This is a genomic window from Streptomyces sp. NPDC040405, from assembly GCF_055595765.1.
Genome location: NZ_JBVIVI010000004.1, coordinates 147,607 through 166,641, shown reverse-complemented (window position 1 = coordinate 166,641; position 19,035 = coordinate 147,607). Strand labels below are relative to the sequence as shown.

At 70.1% G+C, this 19,035-nt stretch carries 17 protein-coding genes; 6 read left to right on the top strand and 11 right to left on the bottom strand.

Features of this window, described 5'->3' with window-relative positions:
- Positions 1 to 51: 51 nt before the first annotated feature.
- Positions 52 to 1,041 (top strand): GlxA family transcriptional regulator, encoded by a 990-nt coding sequence (locus ACZ59A_RS18535; RefSeq protein ID WP_470959923.1) that lies wholly within the window; start codon positions 52 to 54, stop codon positions 1,039 to 1,041.
- Positions 1,042 to 1,127: 86 nt separating this feature from the next.
- On the opposite strand, the gene ACZ59A_RS18530 is transcribed toward ACZ59A_RS18535, so the two are convergent.
- The 7 genes from ACZ59A_RS18530 to ACZ59A_RS18500 all read right to left on the bottom strand — a co-directional run bounded on the left by ACZ59A_RS18530 (position 1,128) and on the right by ACZ59A_RS18500 (position 9,449).
- Positions 1,128 to 3,731, bottom strand: coding sequence for a polynucleotide kinase-phosphatase (locus ACZ59A_RS18530; RefSeq protein WP_470959921.1), 2,604 nt, complete (start codon positions 3,729 to 3,731; stop codon positions 1,128 to 1,130).
- A complete protein-coding gene (locus tag ACZ59A_RS18525) occupies positions 3,728 to 5,287 on the bottom strand; it encodes a 3' terminal RNA ribose 2'-O-methyltransferase Hen1 (protein ID WP_470959919.1) in 1,560 nt (519 codons plus the stop codon). Before ACZ59A_RS18525 ends, ACZ59A_RS18530 begins: the two co-directional genes overlap by 4 nt.
- 34 nt (positions 5,288 to 5,321) lie before the next feature.
- Positions 5,322 to 6,239: a homocysteine S-methyltransferase gene (gene mmuM, locus ACZ59A_RS18520; protein ID WP_470959917.1), complete on the bottom strand. Its 918-nt coding sequence runs from the start codon at positions 6,237 to 6,239 to the stop codon at positions 5,322 to 5,324.
- A gap of 119 nt (positions 6,240 to 6,358) precedes the next feature.
- Positions 6,359 to 7,282, bottom strand: coding sequence for an LLM class F420-dependent oxidoreductase (locus ACZ59A_RS18515; RefSeq protein WP_470959915.1), 924 nt, complete (start codon positions 7,280 to 7,282; stop codon positions 6,359 to 6,361).
- 18 nt (positions 7,283 to 7,300) lie between these two features.
- The gene (locus ACZ59A_RS18510; RefSeq protein ID WP_470959913.1) at positions 7,301 to 7,786 is read right to left on the bottom strand and encodes a DUF6099 family protein; all 486 of its coding nucleotides are present in this window, start codon (positions 7,784 to 7,786) and stop codon (positions 7,301 to 7,303) included.
- Between the two features lie 135 nt (positions 7,787 to 7,921).
- Positions 7,922 to 8,299 carry a nucleotide pyrophosphohydrolase gene (locus ACZ59A_RS18505; protein WP_470960623.1) on the bottom strand — a complete coding sequence of 126 codons (378 nt, stop codon included), beginning with the start codon at positions 8,297 to 8,299 and terminating at the stop codon, positions 7,922 to 7,924.
- A gap of 13 nt (positions 8,300 to 8,312) precedes the next feature.
- Complete coding sequence (locus ACZ59A_RS18500; protein WP_470959911.1) at positions 8,313 to 9,449, bottom strand: AAA family ATPase; 1,137 nt, start codon at positions 9,447 to 9,449, stop codon at positions 8,313 to 8,315.
- Between the two features lie 144 nt (positions 9,450 to 9,593).
- On the opposite strand from ACZ59A_RS18500, the gene ACZ59A_RS18495 reads away from it, so the two are divergent.
- Positions 9,594 to 10,118 (top strand): hypothetical protein, encoded by a 525-nt coding sequence (locus tag ACZ59A_RS18495; RefSeq protein WP_470959909.1) that lies wholly within the window; start codon positions 9,594 to 9,596, stop codon positions 10,116 to 10,118.
- A 6-nt stretch (positions 10,119 to 10,124) separates the two neighbouring features.
- On the opposite strand, the gene ACZ59A_RS18490 is transcribed toward ACZ59A_RS18495, so the two are convergent.
- Positions 10,125 to 10,961: an NAD(P)H-binding protein gene (locus ACZ59A_RS18490; RefSeq protein WP_470959907.1), complete on the bottom strand. Its 837-nt coding sequence runs from the start codon at positions 10,959 to 10,961 to the stop codon at positions 10,125 to 10,127.
- Between the two features lie 93 nt (positions 10,962 to 11,054).
- On the opposite strand from ACZ59A_RS18490, the gene ACZ59A_RS18485 reads away from it, so the two are divergent.
- Together ACZ59A_RS18485 and ACZ59A_RS18480 are read left to right on the top strand one after the other, a co-directional pair.
- Positions 11,055 to 12,038, top strand: a complete 984-nt coding sequence (locus ACZ59A_RS18485) for a cupin domain-containing protein (protein WP_470959905.1) — start codon at positions 11,055 to 11,057, stop codon at positions 12,036 to 12,038.
- A gap of 83 nt (positions 12,039 to 12,121) precedes the next feature.
- Positions 12,122 to 12,529: a hypothetical protein gene (locus ACZ59A_RS18480; RefSeq protein WP_470959903.1), complete on the top strand. Its 408-nt coding sequence runs from the start codon at positions 12,122 to 12,124 to the stop codon at positions 12,527 to 12,529.
- 385 nt (positions 12,530 to 12,914) lie between these two features.
- On the opposite strand, the gene ACZ59A_RS18475 is transcribed toward ACZ59A_RS18480, so the two are convergent.
- The 3 genes from ACZ59A_RS18475 to ACZ59A_RS18465 form a co-directional block, all read right to left on the bottom strand.
- Positions 12,915 to 13,358 (bottom strand): hypothetical protein, encoded by a 444-nt coding sequence (locus tag ACZ59A_RS18475; protein WP_470959901.1) that lies wholly within the window; start codon positions 13,356 to 13,358, stop codon positions 12,915 to 12,917.
- A 26-nt stretch (positions 13,359 to 13,384) separates the two neighbouring features.
- Positions 13,385 to 14,983 (bottom strand): restriction endonuclease fold toxin-2 domain-containing protein, encoded by a 1,599-nt coding sequence (locus tag ACZ59A_RS18470; RefSeq protein WP_470959899.1) that lies wholly within the window; start codon positions 14,981 to 14,983, stop codon positions 13,385 to 13,387.
- 376 nt (positions 14,984 to 15,359) lie between these two features.
- The gene (locus ACZ59A_RS18465) at positions 15,360 to 15,896 is read right to left on the bottom strand and encodes a hypothetical protein (RefSeq protein WP_470959897.1); all 537 of its coding nucleotides are present in this window, start codon (positions 15,894 to 15,896) and stop codon (positions 15,360 to 15,362) included.
- A gap of 185 nt (positions 15,897 to 16,081) precedes the next feature.
- On the opposite strand from ACZ59A_RS18465, the gene ACZ59A_RS18460 reads away from it, so the two are divergent.
- A complete protein-coding gene (locus tag ACZ59A_RS18460; protein ID WP_470959895.1) occupies positions 16,082 to 17,506 on the top strand; it encodes a hypothetical protein in 1,425 nt (474 codons plus the stop codon).
- A gap of 307 nt (positions 17,507 to 17,813) precedes the next feature.
- Positions 17,814 to 18,932, top strand: coding sequence for a hypothetical protein (locus ACZ59A_RS18455; RefSeq protein WP_470959893.1), 1,119 nt, complete (start codon positions 17,814 to 17,816; stop codon positions 18,930 to 18,932).
- Positions 18,933 to 19,035 lie beyond the last annotated feature (103 nt).

Sequence of the window (19,035 nt, the reverse complement as noted above, 5' to 3'; positions counted from 1 at the left end):
CGGTCCTCCACCACGAGCGGCAAGAACGACAGCACACGCTACATTCTTGCCATGCGCCGCTCGATAGCCCTCGCGGTCACCGAAGGCATGCCGATCTTCGATCTGGCCGTCCCCTGCCATGTCTTCGGCGCCGACCGCCCCGAACTCCCCGACGACTGGTACGACCTGCGGGTCTGTGCGATCGGCCCGGAGTCTGGACGGGCCGGGGCCCCGGTGGCCACCCGTTCCTGGTTCGCCGCGCACACACCGTACGGGGCGGCGGAGCTGGTCAGCGCCGACACGGTGATCGTCCCGGCCTCCGCCGACGTACGCGGCGACCCGCCCGCGGAGCTGATCGAGGCGCTGTGCGAGGCGCACGGGCGCGGTGCCCGCATCGTGTCGCTGTGCTCGGGCGCGTTCACCCTCGCCGCGACCGGGCTGCTCGACGGCCGCACGGCGGCCACCCACTGGATGTACGCGGCACTGTTCGCCGAGCGCTATCCGGCCGTACGCCTCGATCCGTCGGTGCTGTACGTCGACCACGGCGACGTCCTCACCGGGGCGGGCTCGACCGCGTGCATCGACGTATGCCTGCACCTGGTGCGCGAGGACTTCGGCAGCGAGGCGGCGAACACCGTGGCCCGGCAGCTCGTGGCGCCCGCCCACCGGCCCGGCGGCCAGGCCCAGTACATCGAGACGCCGCTGCCCGAACGAACCGACGACTCGCTCGCCCCGCTGCTGCACTGGGCCGCCGAGCACCTCGCGGAACCCTTGACCCTCGCGGACCTCGCCCGCCGCGCCCACACCAGCCCGCGCACGCTGGCCCGGCGCTTCGAGGCCGCCACCGGGACGACGCCGCTGTGCTGGCTGCGAGGCCAGCGCATCGCGCGGGCCAGGGTCCTGCTGGAGGGCGGCGACCTGCCGATGGACCGGATCGCGGAGCTGTGCGGACTGGGGACACCGGCCAACCTACGGCGCCACTTCACCCGGGCGGTGGGCGTACCACCCCACGACTACCGCCGCGCGTTCCGCGCCCGAACGACGGCGTCGGCCACCGTCTGACCCGCCGCCCACGCCGCGGGCCCGGGCCCGGGCCCGCGGCGTGGGCGGCGGGTTCGCCCGGGGCTACAGGCGTGGGTCGACGGGGGCTACAGGCGTGGGTCGACCGGTTCCGACTCCAGGGCCAGCACCGCGAATACCGCCTCGTGCACCCGCCACAGCGGCTCCCCGTCGGCCAGCCGGTCCAGCGCTTCCAGGCCCAGCGCGTACTCCCGCAGGGCGAGCGAGCGCTTGTGGCCGAGGTGGCGCTGGCGGAGCCGGTCCAGGTTGTCCGGGCGGGTGTACTCCGGGCCGTAGACGATCCGCAGGTACTCCCGGCCCCGGCATTTGACGCCCGGCTGGACCAGGCGGCCGTCGCCCTTGCGGACGAAGCCCTGGAGCGGTTTGACGACCATGCCCTCGCCGCCCGCCTCCGTCAGCTCCAGCCACCATGCGACGCCCTCGGCCACCGACGCGTCGTCCTCGGTGTCGACGATCAGGCGGCGGGTGGGGGCGAGGAGGGGGCCGCCCTCCGACCCCGGTTTCTCGGCCTCGATCATGCGGTCGATCAGGGCGAGCTGCCGGTCGTGCGGGAGCGCGGCCAGGCTGCGGCCCTGGGCGGCGAGGATCTGGAAGGGCGCCATCCGTATGCCGTTCAGCCCGTCGACCGGCCAGCAGTAGCGCCGGTACGCCTCGGTGAACGCGGCCGCGTCCACGGCCCGCCCGCGCTGCTTGTCGAGGAGCGCGGACACCTCGACGCCGCGTGCCGCCGCGGCCTCCAGCGCCGAGAGCGCCCCCGGGAAGACGGCCCCCGAGGCCGCGCCCACCGCCGCGTACTGGTTGCGCAGCAGCCCGGCGGCCTTGAGCGACCACGGCATCAACTCGGCGTCCAGCAGCAGCCAGTCGGTCTCCAGCTCCTGCCACAGACCGGCGCCCTCGATGCCGCCGCGCACCGCGGCCAGGACGGACTCGGTCAGCAGCGGGTCGTCGAAGAACGGCCGCCCGGTGCGGGTGTGCACCATGCCGGATACGCCCTCGGGCGCCCCGAAGCGCTCCTTCGCCACCTCGGGGTCGCGGCAGACCAGCGCCACCGCCCGGGAACCCATGTGCTTCTCCTCGCAGATCACCTGGCGCACCCCGTCCGCACGGTAGGCGGCGAACGCCTCCGCCGGGTGCTCCAGATAGCCTTCCTCGGCGGAGGTGGCGGCGGGCGCCATGGTGGGCGGGAGGTAGGCGAGCAGCCGAGGGTCGACGGCGAAGCGGCTCATGACCTCCAGAGCCGCCGCCGCGTTCTCCTCCTTGACCGCGATCCGGCCCATGTGCCGGGTCTCGACGACACGGCGGCCGCGCACATCGGCGAGGTCGAGCGGACGGCCGTCGGCGCCGCCGGGGGTCTCGTCGCCCAGCGGTCTGACCGGCTCGTACCAGACCCGCTCGGCCGGGACGTCCACGATCTCGCGCTCCGGCCAGCGCAGCGCGGTCATCCGGCCGCCGAAGACGCAACCGGTGTCCAGGCAGAGGGTGTTGTTGAGCCAGGACGCCCGAGGGGTGGGGGTGTGGCCGTAGACGACCGCGGCGCGGCCCCGGTAGTCCTCGGCCCACGGGTAGCGCACCGGCAGACCGAACTCGTCGGTCTCCCCGGTCGTCTCCCCGTACAGCGCGTGCGAACGCACCCGGCCCGATGTGCGGCCGTGGTACTTCTCGGGCAGCCCGGCGTGACAGACCACCAGCGCGCCGCCGTCCAGCACATAGTGGCTGACCAGCGACTCGATGAACTCCCGCGCCCGGTCGGCGAACTCCGGGTCCGCAGTGTGCTCGCGGTCCAGCTGCTCGACGGTCTCGGCGAGGCCGTGGGTGAGCTGGACCTTGCGGCCCTTGAGGTAGCGGGCGAGCTTGTTCTCGTGGTTGCCGGGCACGCAGAGCGCCGCCCCGGAGGCGACCATGCCCATCACCAGGCGCAGCACCCCGGGGCTGTCCGGCCCGCGGTCGACGAGGTCGCCGACGAAGACGGCGGTGCGCCCCTCGGGGTGGACGGCGTCGACCGGGCGGCCCTGCGCGTCGCGGCGCAGGCCGTACCCGAGCTTGCCGAGCAGGGTCTCCAGCTCGGAGCGGCAGCCGTGGATGTCGCCGATGATGTCGAACGGGCCGGTGAGGTGGCGCAGATCGTTGTAGCGGCGCTCGGTGGCGATCCCCGCGGCCTCGGCCTCTTCGGCGCCGCGCAGGATGTGCACCTTACGGAACCCCTCGCGCTCCAGGGACTTCAGGGAACGGCGCAGCTCGCGGCGCTGGCGCGGGATGACGTGGCTGGGCAGACCGGCCCGGTCGGGGCGGGCCGCGTTGCGCCGCGCGCATTCGCCCTCGGGGATGTCGAGGACGATCGCGACCGGGAGGACGTCGTGCTCCCGCGCCAGCTGGATCAGACCGCGGCGGGCCTCGGGCTGGACGTTGGTCGCGTCGACCACGGTCAGCCGCCCGGCCGCCAGCCGCTTGCCCACGATGTAGTGAAGGAGGTCGAAGGCGTCGGGGGTGGCGCTCTGGTCGTTCTCGTCGTCGGCGACCAGGCCCCGGCAGACGTCGGAGGAGACGATCTGGGTGGGCAGGAAGTGGCGCCGGGCGAAGGTGGACTTGCCGGAGCCGGTGGTGCCGACGAGGACCACGAGGGACAGGTCGGGCACGCCGAGGCTGCGCCGGTCGAGCGTCGTGGTGTCGGTCATGCGGCGGCCTCCTTCGATGTCGGGGCAGTGCTGGTCGTCGTACGGGTCTCCCCGGGCTCCTGCCGGAAGAGGGCGAGCTGAGTCGGCGGGCCGACCTCGGGGTCGTCGGGGCCGACGGGGCGGAACTCCACGGCGTAGCCATGCCGTTCGGCGACTCCCCGCGCCCAGTCGCGGAACTCCTCGCGCGTCCACTCGAAGCGGTGGTCGGGGTGGCGGACCTGCCCGGCGGGCAGGGTCTCCCAGCGCACGTTGTACTCGACGTTCGGCGTGGTCACCACGACGGCCGCGGGCCGGGCGGCGCCGAACACCGCGTACTCCAGGGCGGGCAGCCGGGGCGGGTCCACATGCTCGATCACCTCACTGAGCACCGCCGCGTCATAGCCGGTCAGCCGGGAGTCGGTGTACGCGAGCGAGCCCTGCGTCAGCTTGAGCCGCGCCGACTGCCGCTCGGGCATCCGGTCCAGCCGCAGCCGCCGGGCCGCCACGTTCAACGCCCGTATCGACACATCGACACCGACGATCTCGGTGAACCGCGCGTCCTTGAGCAGATCACCCAGCAACTGGCCCTGGCCGCAGCCGAGATCGGCCACCCGGGACGCCCCGACTTCCCGCAGGGTGTCGAGGATCGTCTCGCGCCGCCGCACGGCCAGCGGCACCGGCCGCGCCGTGCGGCCCTCCTCCGGTTCCACTCCCCCTCGCCCCCCTTGCTCCGCCTGCTCTTCTTCCTCGGCGAAGTCGGCGGCGGACTCCTCCACCGCGTTGTCGATCTCCTCCGCCTCGGCGTCGTCCGTCTCCGCGAGCCGCGCCAGCTCCAGCCGCTCCAGCGCGCTGCGGGTCAGCGACCAGCGGCGGGCCAGATAGCGGTTGGTGATCAGCCGCTGCTCGGGGTGGTGCTCCAGCCAGCCCTCGCCGGAACGCAGCAGCTTGTCCACCTCGTCCGGCGCGACCCAGTAATGCTTCGCGTCGTCCAGCACCGGCAGCAGCACATACAGCTGGCGCAGCGCGTCGGCCAGCCGCTGCTCGCCCTCCAGCACCAGCCGTACGTACCGCGAGTCGCCCCACTGCGGGAACCGCTCGTCCAGCGGCACCGGCTCGGCCGTCACCGCCCAGCCCAGCGGCGCGAAAAGCCGCTCGACCAGGGCGGCGCCGCCGCGGGCGGGCAGCGCGGGCACCTCGATCCGCAGCGGCAGCGGTCGCTCCGGCAACTCGGGCCGCGCCTTGCAGTGTCCCCTCAGGGCGCTGGAGAAGACGGTGCTCAGCGCGACAGCCAGCAGCGAGGAGGCCGCGTACGGACGGTCGTTGACGTACTGGGCGAGCGCGGAGTCGGGCGCGCCGCCCCGCCCCTTCCCCCGGCCCCGCCGCACCAGCGCGACGGGGTCGACCTCCAGCAGCAGCGCCACCGTGCAGCGCTCGGTGTCCGCCTCGGGGTAGAGGACGTGCGCGGTGCCCTGGGAGGTCGAGAACCGCTGCGCCTTGTCGGGGTGCTTGTGCAGCAGAAACCCGAGGTCGGTCGCGGGGCGCTCGCTGGTGCCGGTGGTGGTTATCGTCAAGAACACCCGTCCGAGTATCGCCGGGTGAACGCCCCCTCACCTAATGGTTTCCCACCACGCCCGCCAGCTCGGCGATCCGGTCCGGACCCACCCGGCAGCAGCCGCCGATGAGCCGCGCCCCGGCATCCCGCCATGCCTTCACCCGCGCCGGGTCGAAGGTCGACCGCCCGCGCCAGCTCCGGGCCGTCGCGTCCCATTCCTCTCCGCTGTTCGGATACACCACCACCGGCTTTCCGGTGGCCTCGGCCGCGATCTCCACGGCCCGGTCCGCGTCGCCCGGCTCGCAGCAGTTGACGCCGACGGCGATCACCTGGTCGTTCCCGGCGGCGACGGCGAACGCGTTCCGGAGCGGCTGCCCGGCCCGGGTGGCCTCCCCCGCGATGCTGTACGTCAGCCAGACCGGCACCCCGCAGCCCTCGACGGCCCGCAGCATGGCCGCCGCCTCGTCGGCGTCCGGCACGGTCTCCAGGGCGAGCACATCGGGCCCGGCCGCGGCCAGCGCCTCGATCCTCGGCCGGTGGAACCGCTCCAGCTCGGCCACGCTCAGCCCGTACCGCCCCCGGTACTCGCTGCCGTCGGCCAGCATCGCCCCGTAGGGCCCCACGGAGGCCGCCACCCACACCGGGGCGGCCGGGTCGGCCGCTTCCCCGGCCGCGCCGCGCGCCAGCTCGACACTGCGCCCCAGCAGCGCCGTGGCGTCCTCGCGCGCCACGCCCCGGTGGGCGAAGCCCTCGTAGGTGGCCTGGTAGCTGCTGGTGATGAGCACCCGCGCGCCCGCCCGCACATACGCGGCGTGCGCCGCCTGGATCTGCCCCGGGTCATCGGCGAGCAGCCGGGCCGACCACAGTTCGTCGGAAAGGTCGCAGCCCTGGGCCTCCAACTGGTTGGACAGCCCGCCGTCGAGGACGAGCGGCCCGCTTTCCAGAGCGGTGGCCAGTGGCGTAGGGGGGACGGACATCACGGGTACTCCTGGTGGTTCGGTGAGCCACGCGGCTCGGTCGGCCCGGTGGCCGTGCCGGGCCGACGGGTCGGTCGGGCCGCTGGCCGGTCGGACCGGCCGAGCGGCTGAAGGGCCGGTCAGCCCAGCTGGGCCTGGACCTGGGAGGAAATCAGCTCAAGGTGATCGAGGTCGTCGAGGTCCATGATCTGGAGGTAGATCCGGGACGCCCCGGCCTCCCGATAGCGGCCGATCTTCTCGACCACCTCGGCCGGGGAGCCCGTCAGCCCGTTCTCCTTCAGCTCCGGGACCTCGCGGCCGATCGCCGCGGCCCGGCGGGCGACCTCGGCGTCGTCCTTGCCCACGCAGGCGATCAGCGCGTTCGAGTACACCAGGTCGTCGCCCTTGCGCCCGGCCTCCTCGGCGGCCGCCCGCACCCGGCCGAACTGGGCCTCGCTGTCCTCGACCGACGCGAACGGCATGTTGAACTCGTCCGCGAACCGCGCGGCCAGCCGCGGCGTACGGCTCGGCCCGTGACCGCCGATCAGCACCGGCACCCGGCTCTGGGCGGGCTTGGGCAGCGCGGGCGAGTCGGTGAGCTGGTAGTGCGCGCCGTCATGGCTGAAGGTCTCGCCGACCGGCGTCTTCCACAGGCCGGTGACGATGGCCAGCTGCTCCTCCAGCCGCGCGAACTTCTCCTTCGGGAAGGGGATGCCGTACGCGGTGTGCTCCTCCTCGTACCAGCCCGCGCCCAGGCCCAGCTCGACTCGTCCACCCGACATCTGGTCGACCTGCGCGACCTGGATCGCGAGGACGCCCGGCAGCCGGAAGGTGGCGGCGGTCATCAGGGTGCCCAGCCGGATCCGCTTGGTCTCGCGGGCCAGCCCTGCCAGGGTGAGCCACGCGTCGGTCGGGCCCGGCAGCCCGTCGACATCCCCCATGCTCAGATAGTGGTCGGAACGGAAGAAGGCATCGAAGCCGAGGTCTTCGGTGGCCTTCGCGACCGACAGCAGAGTGTCGTAGGTCGCCCCCTGCTGGGGCTCGGTGAAAATGCGGAGATCCATGCTCCCCATCCTGCCTTCTCATGCCGCACCACCCCACTCCCCACCCCACTCCAGCCCCGTGAGATGCCCCAGCATCCCGAGCACCCGGTCCCTCGCCTCGTCCGCCGCGTCGATCGCCTCCACGCACTGCCAGTACAGCGCCTCCTCCTCCGTGCTGGAGGCGACGCCCACCAGCGCGAATCCCGCCTCCGCCAGCAGATCCCCCAGCGCCAGCAGCACGCCCCTGGGGTCCCGCACCTCCGATAACTGCGCCGCCCGTAACCCCCCGCCGCGCAGCGCGGGATGGTGCAGCGCCGGGTGAAACAGCGCCCCGCGCGCCCTGCCGCCCGCCTCGCACAGGCCGCGCGCCTCCGCTCGCGCCGCCGCCGGGCCGCTCACCATGAAGTATCCGCCGACCGCTTCCGCCAGCGCCTGGACCTGCCAGGCCTCGGCCACGATGTCATGCACACTCCCGGCCTTCGCCAGGGCGTGCCGGGTGACACCGATCAGCCGCATCGCGTCCATGCCCCGAACCCCTCTCAACGGACTTTCCGCACCCGTCACTCCTCCACTACCCAGAGTGATGACTAACAGGCCAAAAAGCTAGGGGAATTCAGGAATCTGTTGACAACAGTTGCGTTGTGGATAACCTCGCCACTACTAAGAGTGACGAACGGGGCTTCCGGACGCCGCGGCCGGGAACCGGCCCTCGTTGCGGTCGATCTTCGCGGCCAGCGCCGCGAGCGCGTCGATCCCCAGCACCTCGCAGAACTGGAGCAGATACGCCAGCACATCGGCGACCTCGTCCTCGACCCGGGCCGCGCTCCCCGGCTCCTCCATCACCCGCGCCGACTCCTCCGGCGTCAGCCACTGGAAGATCTCCACCAGCTCCGACACCTCGACGCTCAGCGCCGCCGCGAGGTTCTTCGGGGTGTGGTACTGCTGCCAGTCGCGCACCGCAGCGAAGGCCGCCAGCCTGCGCTGCAGGCCCGCCACATCAAGGTCGTCGGATCGTCGTTCACACGCGGCGGAACGCACACCGGACTCGGGTTCAAGAGACTCGCTCACGCTCCAGGTTTACCACCGTGACGGGGGCGTCCCCGACCGCCCCCGTCACGTCCCCCACCGTCCCCACCAGCCGGATGTGCCCCCGTGCGCACATCCGGACCGCCACCCCCAGCAGCTCCCGCGCCTGCCGCCGGTCCAGACACCGGTCGAAACCGTCGGCCAGGACCGTCAGCACCTGCCGCGCGGGAAGCACATCCGCGACCGGGTCCATCGCCAGCACCCCCGGCCCGGTCAGCAGCACCAGCGCGAGCGCCAGATAGCGCAACTCCCCGTCGCCCAGCCGCTCCACGGGCATCGCGCCCAGCTCCCCCTGCTCCACCAGGGCCCGCACCCCGCCGCCCCCGGCCCCCTCGGTCACCAGGCCCTTCACCGGCCCCGCGCATCCCGCCCGCACCGCGGCCACCAGCGCCGCGTGCCGGGAGACGCACTCCCGGCTGGTGCGCCGCAGCACCGCCGCCAGGTTCTCGCAGCCCCCGCGCAGCTGCCCGTCGCGCGGCGCCGCCGGTGCCCGCATCCGATCCGGCCGCGGATCGCAGGCGAACACCGAACGCAGCGCGATCACCACCTGCTCGGCGGCGGCCAGCGCCAGCCGCTGCCCCTCGGTGATCCCGGCCACCCGCAGCGGCAGCACCGACGTCGCCAGCCGGTCGTCGGGCAGCGGAGCCCGGGTGACCGCGACCGCCCCGGCCGTATGCCAGGCGGCCTGGACGGAGCGCCGCTCCGGGTCGCGCAGCGCCGTCTCCAGCAGGGTCTCCCCCGCCCCCGTCAACCGCTCGCCCACGATGCGCAGTTCGGGCTCGGCCTGTACGGCGACATCGAGCCGCACCGGCCCCACCGGGCCGTCCACGGTGCACCCGATGCGGAAGCCGCGCCGCCCCTGCCGGTCCGGCCGCGCCCGGCGCGGGATGTACGACGCGGGCTCGCGGAACACCTCCGCGAGCTGGGCGCCGCCCGCCAGGCGCGCGAGCGCCGCGTACGCCTCCAGCACGCCCGATTTACCGCTCCCGCTCGGCCCGGCGAAGAGAGTCAGCGGCCCCAGGGAAAAGACCGCACGTCGATGGGACTTGAAGGCGGACAGCCTCAACTCGGTCACGGCGGGCCGCAGCCCGGATGCGCTCATGCCCGGAACATATCTGTGGGACATACCGCCGAACCGTTACTCCTTCCGTATCTTCCTACCATCGGGGGATGGTGATGGTGACCGAAGATGACCGAGGGGAAGCGAGCGCGCGCATGAACGGGGCAACGGCGAGGGACGGCCGTGATGGCTGACAGCACGTTCTGGATCGCCGCCCTCACCGGTGGCACCGCCGTCCTGGCCAGTTGGGTCACCAGCCGCGGCAACACCCGCGCCGCCCAGATCCAGGCCGACACCGCGGCCCGGGCCCAGCAGGCTGAGCGGCTGCGCGACAGCAGGCGCACCGCGTACCTCGAATTGATCGAACAGGTCCACCGCATGGGCGAGTTCTACTGGGAGATCTCCGAGTTCCAGCGGAGTGGCGAATTCCGGCGCCGCGCCGCCCTGTTGGACGAAACGCTGATCCGCGAGCGGGACCACTACGGGAAGCTGCGGCACTGTGCGCGGGTGGTCGAGCTGGAGGGGCCCGCCGCCGCGGGCGGGGCGGCGCACGCGCTGCAGAAGGCGACCGGACGGTTCCACCGCTCGCTGGAGGCCATGGCCGCCGACGACCCGGAGGCGATACGGCGCTTCGACGACTCCTACAGCCCGTTCTGGGCCGCCCTCACGGACTTCGTGGACGCCGCGAAGACGTCGCTGCAGCAGCCGTAGCCCCGGTCAGCGGTCCCAGGCTCCCGCCGCGGCGGCCCGTACGACGTAGTCCTCGAAGGTCCGCGGCGCCCGTCCCAGCAAGGTGGCGAGGTCATCCGTCGTCGCGGCGATCACCCCGCGTTCCATCAGTACGAACATCTCGGCGACGTGGTGGGCGTCCTCCTCGCTCAAGCCCTCCTCGACCAGCGTCGCCGCGTACTCGGCGGGCGAGATCCGCCGGTAGGTCAGCGGCCGCCCGGACACCCGGGCGATCAGCTCGACCGCCTCGCCGAAGGTGAGCGCACGCGGTCCGGTCAGCTCGTAGATCCGTCCGGCGTGCCGGCCGTTCTCGGTCAGCACCCGGGCCGCGGCGTCGGCGACGTCCTCTACGTCGATGAACGGCTCGGGAACCGCCCCGGCCGGAAGCGCCAGTTCCCCGGCGAGCAGCGGGGCGCGGAAGACGTCCTCGTCGAAGTTCTGGGCGAAGTTCGACGGGCGCAGGACGGTCCACTCCAGCGCCGAGCCGCGTACGGCGTCCTCGGCCGACCGCATGTCCAGTCCGAACGCCGAGTCGCCCCAGGTGTCGGCGCCGTGCCCGGAGAGCAGGACCAGCCGCCGCACTCCGGCGGCCTCGGCCCGGGCCACGAACTCGTGCACCGGGCCCGGCACGCGCGGGGCCACCACGTAGGCGACGTCGACACCCTGCAGGACCGCGTCCCAGCCGCCGGGGTCGGACCAGTCGAACCGGGTGCGGCTCGATCGGGAGGCCGTACGCACCGGCGTGCCGTGCAGCCGCAATCGGGCGACGATCCGGCGGCCGGTCTTGCCGGTCGCGCCGAGGACCAGAGTGGTGTCGTTGCTCATGACGTCGATTGAACACGGCCGCTTCGGACGGACCCATAGGTCAGAGGCCGGATCACATGTGTGTTCGTCCGGCATTCGGCTACCCTCGCCGAGGTGGACGCGTTCAGTGATCTGATCCGGGGGGTACGAGCCCACGGCTCGTTGTTCGGCAGCTCGACCCTGTCCCCGCCCTGGGCGCTGCACTTCGTGGACGGCGCGCCGCTGACCCTGTGCACCGTCCTCACCGGGGCGGGCTGGATCGTGCCGGAGCACGGCCCGCCCGAGCCGCTTCGCGCCCGCGAGACGATCGTCGTACGCGGCCCCGCGACGTTCACCTTCGTCGACGCGGTCGACACCCGGGCCGAGCCGATCGCGTGCGGCGAGCACTGCGCGACGCCCGAACAGGGCGGGACCCGGCACCGGCTCGGCTGGAGCGACCACGCCGAGAACGAGCACGGCGAGAACGGCGGCGACGACGGCCCCGGCGCGACGACCCTGATCGTCGGCGCCTATCCCGTGCGCGGCGAGATCAGCCGCCGACTGCTGGACGCGCTGCCCGTCGTACTGCGCGTGGACTCCGGGGACACGTCCGACCCCGTGCTGGACCACCTCGCCGCCGAGGTCGCCGTCGACACACCGGGCCAGCAGGTGGTGCTCGACCGGCTGCTGGACTGGATGCTGGTCTGCACCCTGCGCGAGTGGTTCGACCGGCCCGGCGGCGAGCCCCCGGCCTGGTGGGCCGCCCAGCGGGACCCGGTGGTCGGCGACGCGCTGCGCCTGCTGCACGCCGAACCGGCGGCGCCATGGACGGTCGCCGCGCTCGCCGACCGCACCGGGGTGTCGCGTTCGACGCTGGCCAAGCGGTTCGCCGACCTGGTCGGCGAACCGCCGCTGACCTACCTCACCCGCTGGCGCATGACACTCGCGGCGGACCTGCTGGTCGAGCAGGAAGCCGCGACGATCGCGGACATCGCCCGCACCGTGGGCTACTCCGACGCGTTCGGGTTCAGCGCGGCGTTCAAACGGGTCCGGGGCGCCAACCCGAGCGAGTTCCGGCGCCTCGCGACCACGGCCACGCCGGCAGGCCCGGCCAGTTGAGGGGGGGCAACCTTCAACGTGCCCCACCGGTCTATCCGCAGTGAGCCACGGCGTCTGATTTCTGAAATCCAGGGGGATTCCGCATGATGCGCACCATACGCACCGCCACCTTATCCGTTGCCCTCACCGGCCTCGTACTGGCCCTGTCCGCCTGTACGGAGGAGCAGGCCATCAACGCCGTGGACAAGGCGGTGGACGAGACGTACGAGGTCACCTACGAGGTGACGGGGAAGAACGTCGACGCGATCGAGTTCGACTCGGGCGGCGGCAAGGCCACGAACCCCAAGACCACCACCGTGAACAAGCCCACGCTGCCCTGGAGGAAGACGGTGACGCTGCGGGGCATCAGGCCGTCGTCGGTGGTGCCGGTCTCCCTCGGTTCCGAGGTGGCCTGCAGGATCCTGCACAAGGGCAAGGTCATCGCCGAGGAGAATGGCGAAAGCCTGAGCAGCGTCGGTGGCTGCGTCGCGGAGTCGCCGATCGGCAAGTAGCGCCGGGCGGTTCGCTCGGGTTCCACTCCGGTGACTCCGCCACCACGACACCCAGGTGGTGCCGCCGGTTACTTCACGAGCTCCAGTACCGCCACGCACTCCACGCAGATCGCAACGAACGATCGATGAAGTGCTCAGGCTTGTGCCGACCGAGCAGGAGACGGTCGAGCGCCAGGCGCATTGCCTGGCCGGACGAGGCGGAGCAGTGCGCGCTGTCCAGCGGGCGCCTGACCCCGTATGCGGACGGCAAGGGAGCGTGACCGCTGCAGCTCACGCTTGTGGCAGGCCCGGTCGGTCCTTTCCCACGCGTCCACGGACGACCGCGGGACGTTAGACGGGGGCCGACACCGTCAGCGGGGCAGGCCCCGTTCGGTTCGGGCGGTTCTCACTCTCCGACAAGCGCTCCGGCAAGGTGCGTGGCCAGCGCTTCGGCCATGGGCCGCACCCCCATGCCGCGCGGGAGCACGTGATCGTCGTAGTCGCCGTCCTCGATGGACTCCTGGTTGTTGAACAGGACACGCACATCGGGATCAAGCATCGCGACGAACCAGGCCATGAATTCGGCCGCGTCCAGGGCCGCGTAACCGCGCAGACTCACACCTGAGCGGGGATGATAACTCCCAGACCTCTGCGCACCGTTGCTGAAGGTCATAGCAAACCGAACTCGCGTAGCGGTTCCGGAGTCGTCCTCGATCAGACGCGTCGTGCAGTCGGGCCACCGGTCCCTCGCTGCTTCCGCGAAATACTCGGGGGTGACCTGCCATCGCTCACCTTCGATCGGGGCGAAGTAGTAGTTGGTGATGACGAGCGCGGCTTCATCAGGAGTCATTGGCTACTCTTTCCTCAGTCGTTCCTTCAGGGGTGGTACCGGACACTACCCGGCACTCCCTCTTTTGCCATCAGGTACTGCCAGTACGCCATGGTTTCCGGGCCGTTCGTAATGATCTCCAATCCCCTGACCTTGCTGCCATCAGCATTTATCGCGCGGCCGTAGTCCTGGATCTCAACTTCGTCATCTTCATGCGGTCCCTGCTCCCACGGCTTCTTCTCGTCTTCGGGAAGTTGGAGCTTTTCCAAAGTACGCGGCGTCTTGCAGGAGTCCGGCTCTTTGACGTGCTTTGCATCGAGGGCGTACCCATCCTCTGAACGCAGCCCATCCGCTTGCTGGATGCCCTTCTCGCCCTCCATGGGCGGCAGAGGCAGGTCGTATTCGGGGTAGCCCGCGGTATCGGCTTGGTAGCGATTGGGCGGGTCTTTCTCGGTCCGATTGTTGGCGAAGTCATGTTGATGCAGGCCGGACATCCACTTGCGGAAGTCGGCCTGCTCCTTGGCGCTCAGCCGAGTCCCGCCCGGTTCAGGAGGCAGCGGCCCCTTGGGGTTGACACCAGGGCGTGGTGGACCTGGGCTCGGAGTTTGGCGATTTCCGTAGAAGGCAGCGAAGATGCCGCTCGTTCCTGATGAAACGGGCGCCTTCGCCACCACGGGAACGGAGGGCATCGGCACACGCAAGGGAACCGCCGGGAAGATCGACGGGAGGCCCGGGTCCCAGGGGCCCGACGGCTCGGGCAGCTTCGCCTTGCGCCCCGAGCCGTCGAGGACACCGGGGATGCGCCCGAGCCCGTTGATGCGCGTGTCGCCGCAGACAGCGTCGTTGAGGCCGTGATCGTTGTCGTTGTCCAGCAAGGAGTCACCGAGGGACATCCCACCGGCCATCCAATCGGCCTTGGCATCCTCGACATGCCCCGCGTAGGCGTCGCAGGCACCAGCAATCTCGTGACAAGCCGTGGCCAAGTTCGCCAACAACGCCTCACCCTCAACAGTTTCACCCGAGCGGTCTCCGGCCCCTATGAACATGTCGAAGTAGTCCACGAACCCCGTGACAGCTCGCCCGGCCCAGTCCCTGACCAGCAATCGCTGCCCTGTCTGCGCGCTGACACGTGTGTCATCCAGCAGCTCCCCCGCTTTACGCCAAGCCTTGCCCGCTTCCTTGGCCTTGCCTGCGTCTCCGCGTGGCCCCTGGGTGTTGAAATCATCGAGCCAGTCTTCTTTGGCCACGACTTCCGGAAGGTCGTCCTCGCTGCCCACGGGATTGCACTCGCTGTTTGTGGCAGGCCCCCTGAGCATGTTGATGGCTTCGTCCGGCGAGAACTTCCCCATCATCGATGCCGCGATCTTGCTATCCGTCGCGAGGAAGTCGAAGGCCATCTCCATCACCGTGGCGGAAAGGTTCCCCATGGTGTACGTGGAGAAGGACATCTGGGCCACGGCTTCACGGGCAGCACCCTGGTACACCTTCGCGAAGTTGCGTCCGCCCTCGTCGTCGCCGGCCATGCCCTTGGATGTCTCCAACGCCACAACCAGAGCGTTGACGACCTCCACCAGGAAGTTCATGTGCGTACTGAAACCACCGGATATGCCCACCAATTGATCCGATTTGACACGCACGTCCGCCATTTACCGCCCCTCCCCCTGAACAGGTCCCGGCCCGCGCCGAACAGCCTATTGACAACAACGCTCAAGCGTGCGGAGCGACTTCTTGCCCCGGAAGCCGCGCCATCCGGGATCGGGGAATGGGTGCTGCCGACTGCGGGCGCCCCGTCAGCGTGGCAGGTCCAGTTCGGCGCGGACGGTTTCGCCGATGGGCGCGCCGTCCAGCACGGCCCAGCGGCCGGCGAGAGTATCGACCAGGAGGAGCCCACGCCGGGTCTCGGAGAGGGTCGGCGGGGCGGCGACCTCCGAGGCCCGGGGGCCGCTTCTCGCGCTCCGCCGTCCTCGCGCTCCTGCAAATCGGACAGCTCACGGCACAAGTACAGCTCAGCCGTACGTGACGTCAGCGACCGACGTAGAGAAATCGCAAGTAGCACGCAAACGACAGTCCACGCTGCCGGAGCCTGGCAGCCTCAACGGAGGCGCTCAGTGTCCCGTGGAGCGCGCTGTTCTGCTGGAGCGCGACCGTACGCCGACTGAACTCCTGCCGCTGCTGTCGGGCCTGATCGCCCGCAAGGGTGTTCTCTCGGTTGAGCCGTTCCTGTCCGTCCTCCATCTGCTTCCGTGCCTTCACACGCAACGCATCGGTCTCAGGCTCCACCGCCTTGCGCTGGTCAGTGAGAGGCGACCAGGTGTTTGCGCCACCATCGAGGGCGATGGCCTTGGCCTCGCCGATACCGTGGACGTCGACGGCACGGCCGCTGCTCAGCACGATCACGGCGCCGGTGCTGTTGTAGTGGGTGTTCTGCCCAGACCGGTACCCGGTGAAGTCGGCTGCCGTACGGATGCCCTTCCCAGCCAGCCGAGCGGCGAGCGTCGATCCGATGCCGTGCGGCGGGGACTGAGCGATCAGCCGTCGGCCCAGCTGATCCCCGCACATACGCGGACTGCTTGTCGGTGAGTGCCTTGGCCAGGGCTCTATGGGACTGGGCAGCGCCCACGCCCCGGCCGGACGTCAGGCGCCCTTAGCCACCGGTTCCAGCACCGCCACGCACTCCAGATGTCGTCGGCCAAGGCGGGACGTCCGTACGCGTACGGTGCCAGCGGCGTCGGTAGGGTCCTCTCGTGACGTACATAGTGACCCTCACCCCGGGCCAGGTGGCCGACAACGAAGACGACTGGCTCGTTTCGGAGCGCTTCACGAAAGGACTGCCCACCGGGCTCGACACGTCCGACACCGGTACCCGGTTAGCGTTCCTGGTCTGCGACAACCAGGCGCGTTCCGCGAACAGCGGCCGCAATGGGCTCGCCGAACACGGCCGCTTCATCATCTGGATGGGGTCGGTCCAGCGCATCAATACCGTGGGGCCGGTCGACAGAAGCATCACTATCGAGCCCATGCGCAGATGTCCGAAGCCAGTGCCCCTGGACGGTCCCGACGGAATCCTCGCATCCCTGTCCTCGACACACCGGGCTCATGTGGAGCGGGCTCTTTCCGGAAGCGTGGGTCACTGCGGCATGGCGACCTGGCAGGCTTTGCGGGAAGCACTTCTGAGACGTCACCCCGAGTTGTCCCGGTACATCGACTGGTTGCTCGCCCAGCTCAACCCGCTCGTCTTCAACGTCGAGGACCCGGCGGACCGTGCGTGGCAGGAACAGAGGGACGCTGCTCAGTCCCTCACTCGCGTGACCGACTTCCCGCACTCCGCGCTGTCGGCCTGGGGACGCCCCGCGTCCCGGGACGAGCCATATCTGGCGGGACTCATTCCGGACCCGGTGGAGAACAGCCTGATCGACCATGACGTACGGGCCGGGCTGAGCGGCGAAGCACCCCTTTTCGACGACTGGCGACAGCGCGGCGACCTGCGATGCGACATCCACGTGCTGGAAGACTCCACAGGACGTCGTCTAGAGGTCGTCAACGTCAATGCCACCCGGGTAGAGAGCCGACTGGGCACGGACATGATCTACTACCACCACCCCACGCACAGCTTCGTCCTCGTCCAGTACAAGCGCTTGGAATCCCGGCACAAGGAATACCGAGTGGACAAGCAGCTCCTGGACCAGATGGATCGCTTGGAACAGGTTTCACGGCTCAGTTCAAAACCCGCCCGCTCTCACGAGTGGCGCCTCTCCCCGGACGCGTGCTTCCTGAAGTTCGCACACTGGCGGAACGGGGCGGCTTCCAGTACCGAGTTGGCCCACGGCATGTACATCCCCCTTTCCTACGCCCGCGTGCTCTTGGACGACGACTGCACGCTCGGACCCAGGGGTGGGCGCATTTTCAGCTACGAGAGAGCGGTCAGCTACCTCACCGGCTCGGAGTTCGCGGAGCTGGTGAAACTCGGCCGGGTAGGAACCGTGGGGACCAGCGTTGAGCAGTTGAGGGACTTCGGGCTGCAGCGTGCCCACGAGGGGTACAGCGTCATGATGGGGTTCGAAACGAGCGACGAGACACCTCGCGAACGGGCCGTACGCGTCCGCAGTCGCAGCGCGAAGAAGAGGCCGAAGGTGAACTCCTATTCCCCGCCCACCTCGCAGCAGCAGTGAACGTTCGCGATCTTCGAACGTGCCGGTCGGAGTGGCTGGGGCGACGCTCCATGAGCGTGCTCATGCGGGTTGCGGGCGGGATTCCGGGGTCTTGGTCGTCTGTTTTCGCAGTTGACCGCGGTAGAGGCAATCATGACGGAGGTCAACGCGACGGCTCTGACTGCATGATGACGCGCTAGGGTTGTGCAGTTCACGCGACATCGTCCACAGATGTGCTGGTTCTGAAGTCACCGTGATGAGACGTCAGCGGGCTGGTCCGAACGCGGCAATCTGGCTGGACGCGGAAGTATCTGGGGGGGAACTCGACATGACCGAAGCTCCGATTGACGCTGCCGGCACCGGCGACGATGCCGACCGCAAGGTTGTCGAGCAGGGGCAGGACGAGATACGAGAGTTCGTCAAAGGGCTGAGCTCAGACGACATCAAGTCGGGCAACTGGTTCACCAAGCTCAGCGCTCATGCTCTGAATTCCTACACCAACAAGGCCGACTGGCAGTACTTCCAAGATCGGTATGCGGGCGTACCCGCGGACGCCATCGTCGATCAGCGGATCAAGATGGCGACTCGGTACGCGGCGCTCGAAGGCGGTCTCTCTGCCGGAGCCTACACGGCGACCGTCGCCGCCACCCTCGGAAGCCTTGGAGGTGCCTCGCCGGCGACTGTCCCGGCCGCCGTCGCGACCCTGATGGTCGATGTCGCATTCACCACCCGGCTCCAGCTCCGCCTGGCGCACGACATCGCAGTCCTCTATCGGGTCCCGCTCGACCTGTCCGACCCCGATGACATGTGGAAGCTCATTCGAGTGGCCTTCACCATCAAGAGCGGCGAAGTGGTTCGGGAAAGCGTGGTCAAGGCGATCCCGCTCATAGTGCGGCCGGTGATCAAGCGCTTCTACTCCAAAGCGGTACTGACCGCCGCGAAAGGGCTCCCCTTCGTCGGAAAGTTTCTCCTGCAACGCAACGTCATCAAGATCGGTATCCCGGTGGTCGGCGTTCCCCTTGCGGTGGTGTTGAACCGCTACACAACGCTGCTCGCGGGGCGGCACGCGCAAGCCGTCTTTCGGAACGAGGCGCGGGTGATCGAACTCGCCGAGAACCTGAGCGAGCAGAGTCAGCACCCTCAGTTGATGCTGTGGGTCACGTGGCTCGTCATTAGGGCGAACTATAAGATTACCGACGATGAGACGCTGTTGATGCGTCATCTGGTGCGGCTGGTCCGGGAGCAGCATCAGGTCGTTGACGAACAGCTCGCTCACCTTGTCGATATCGACCCCGCCGAGGTGTGGCGGCGCATAGACGCCGAGCCAGGGGATCTGAGCGACATTCTCGACCTGGCCGACAGGGTGGCCACTGTGGACGGTGCCGCCAACGCACGCGAGAAGGCCGTCATCTCCGAGCTTGGAGACCGTTGCCGCCACCGAGTCTGACGCCCCGTGATGCGCCACGTACGGCGACTCCCATACGTGGCGAGCCACCGGGATCCGGCGCCTCACCGCTTCGAGAGCTCGCAGGGCATCTGTGCGCCCCTGG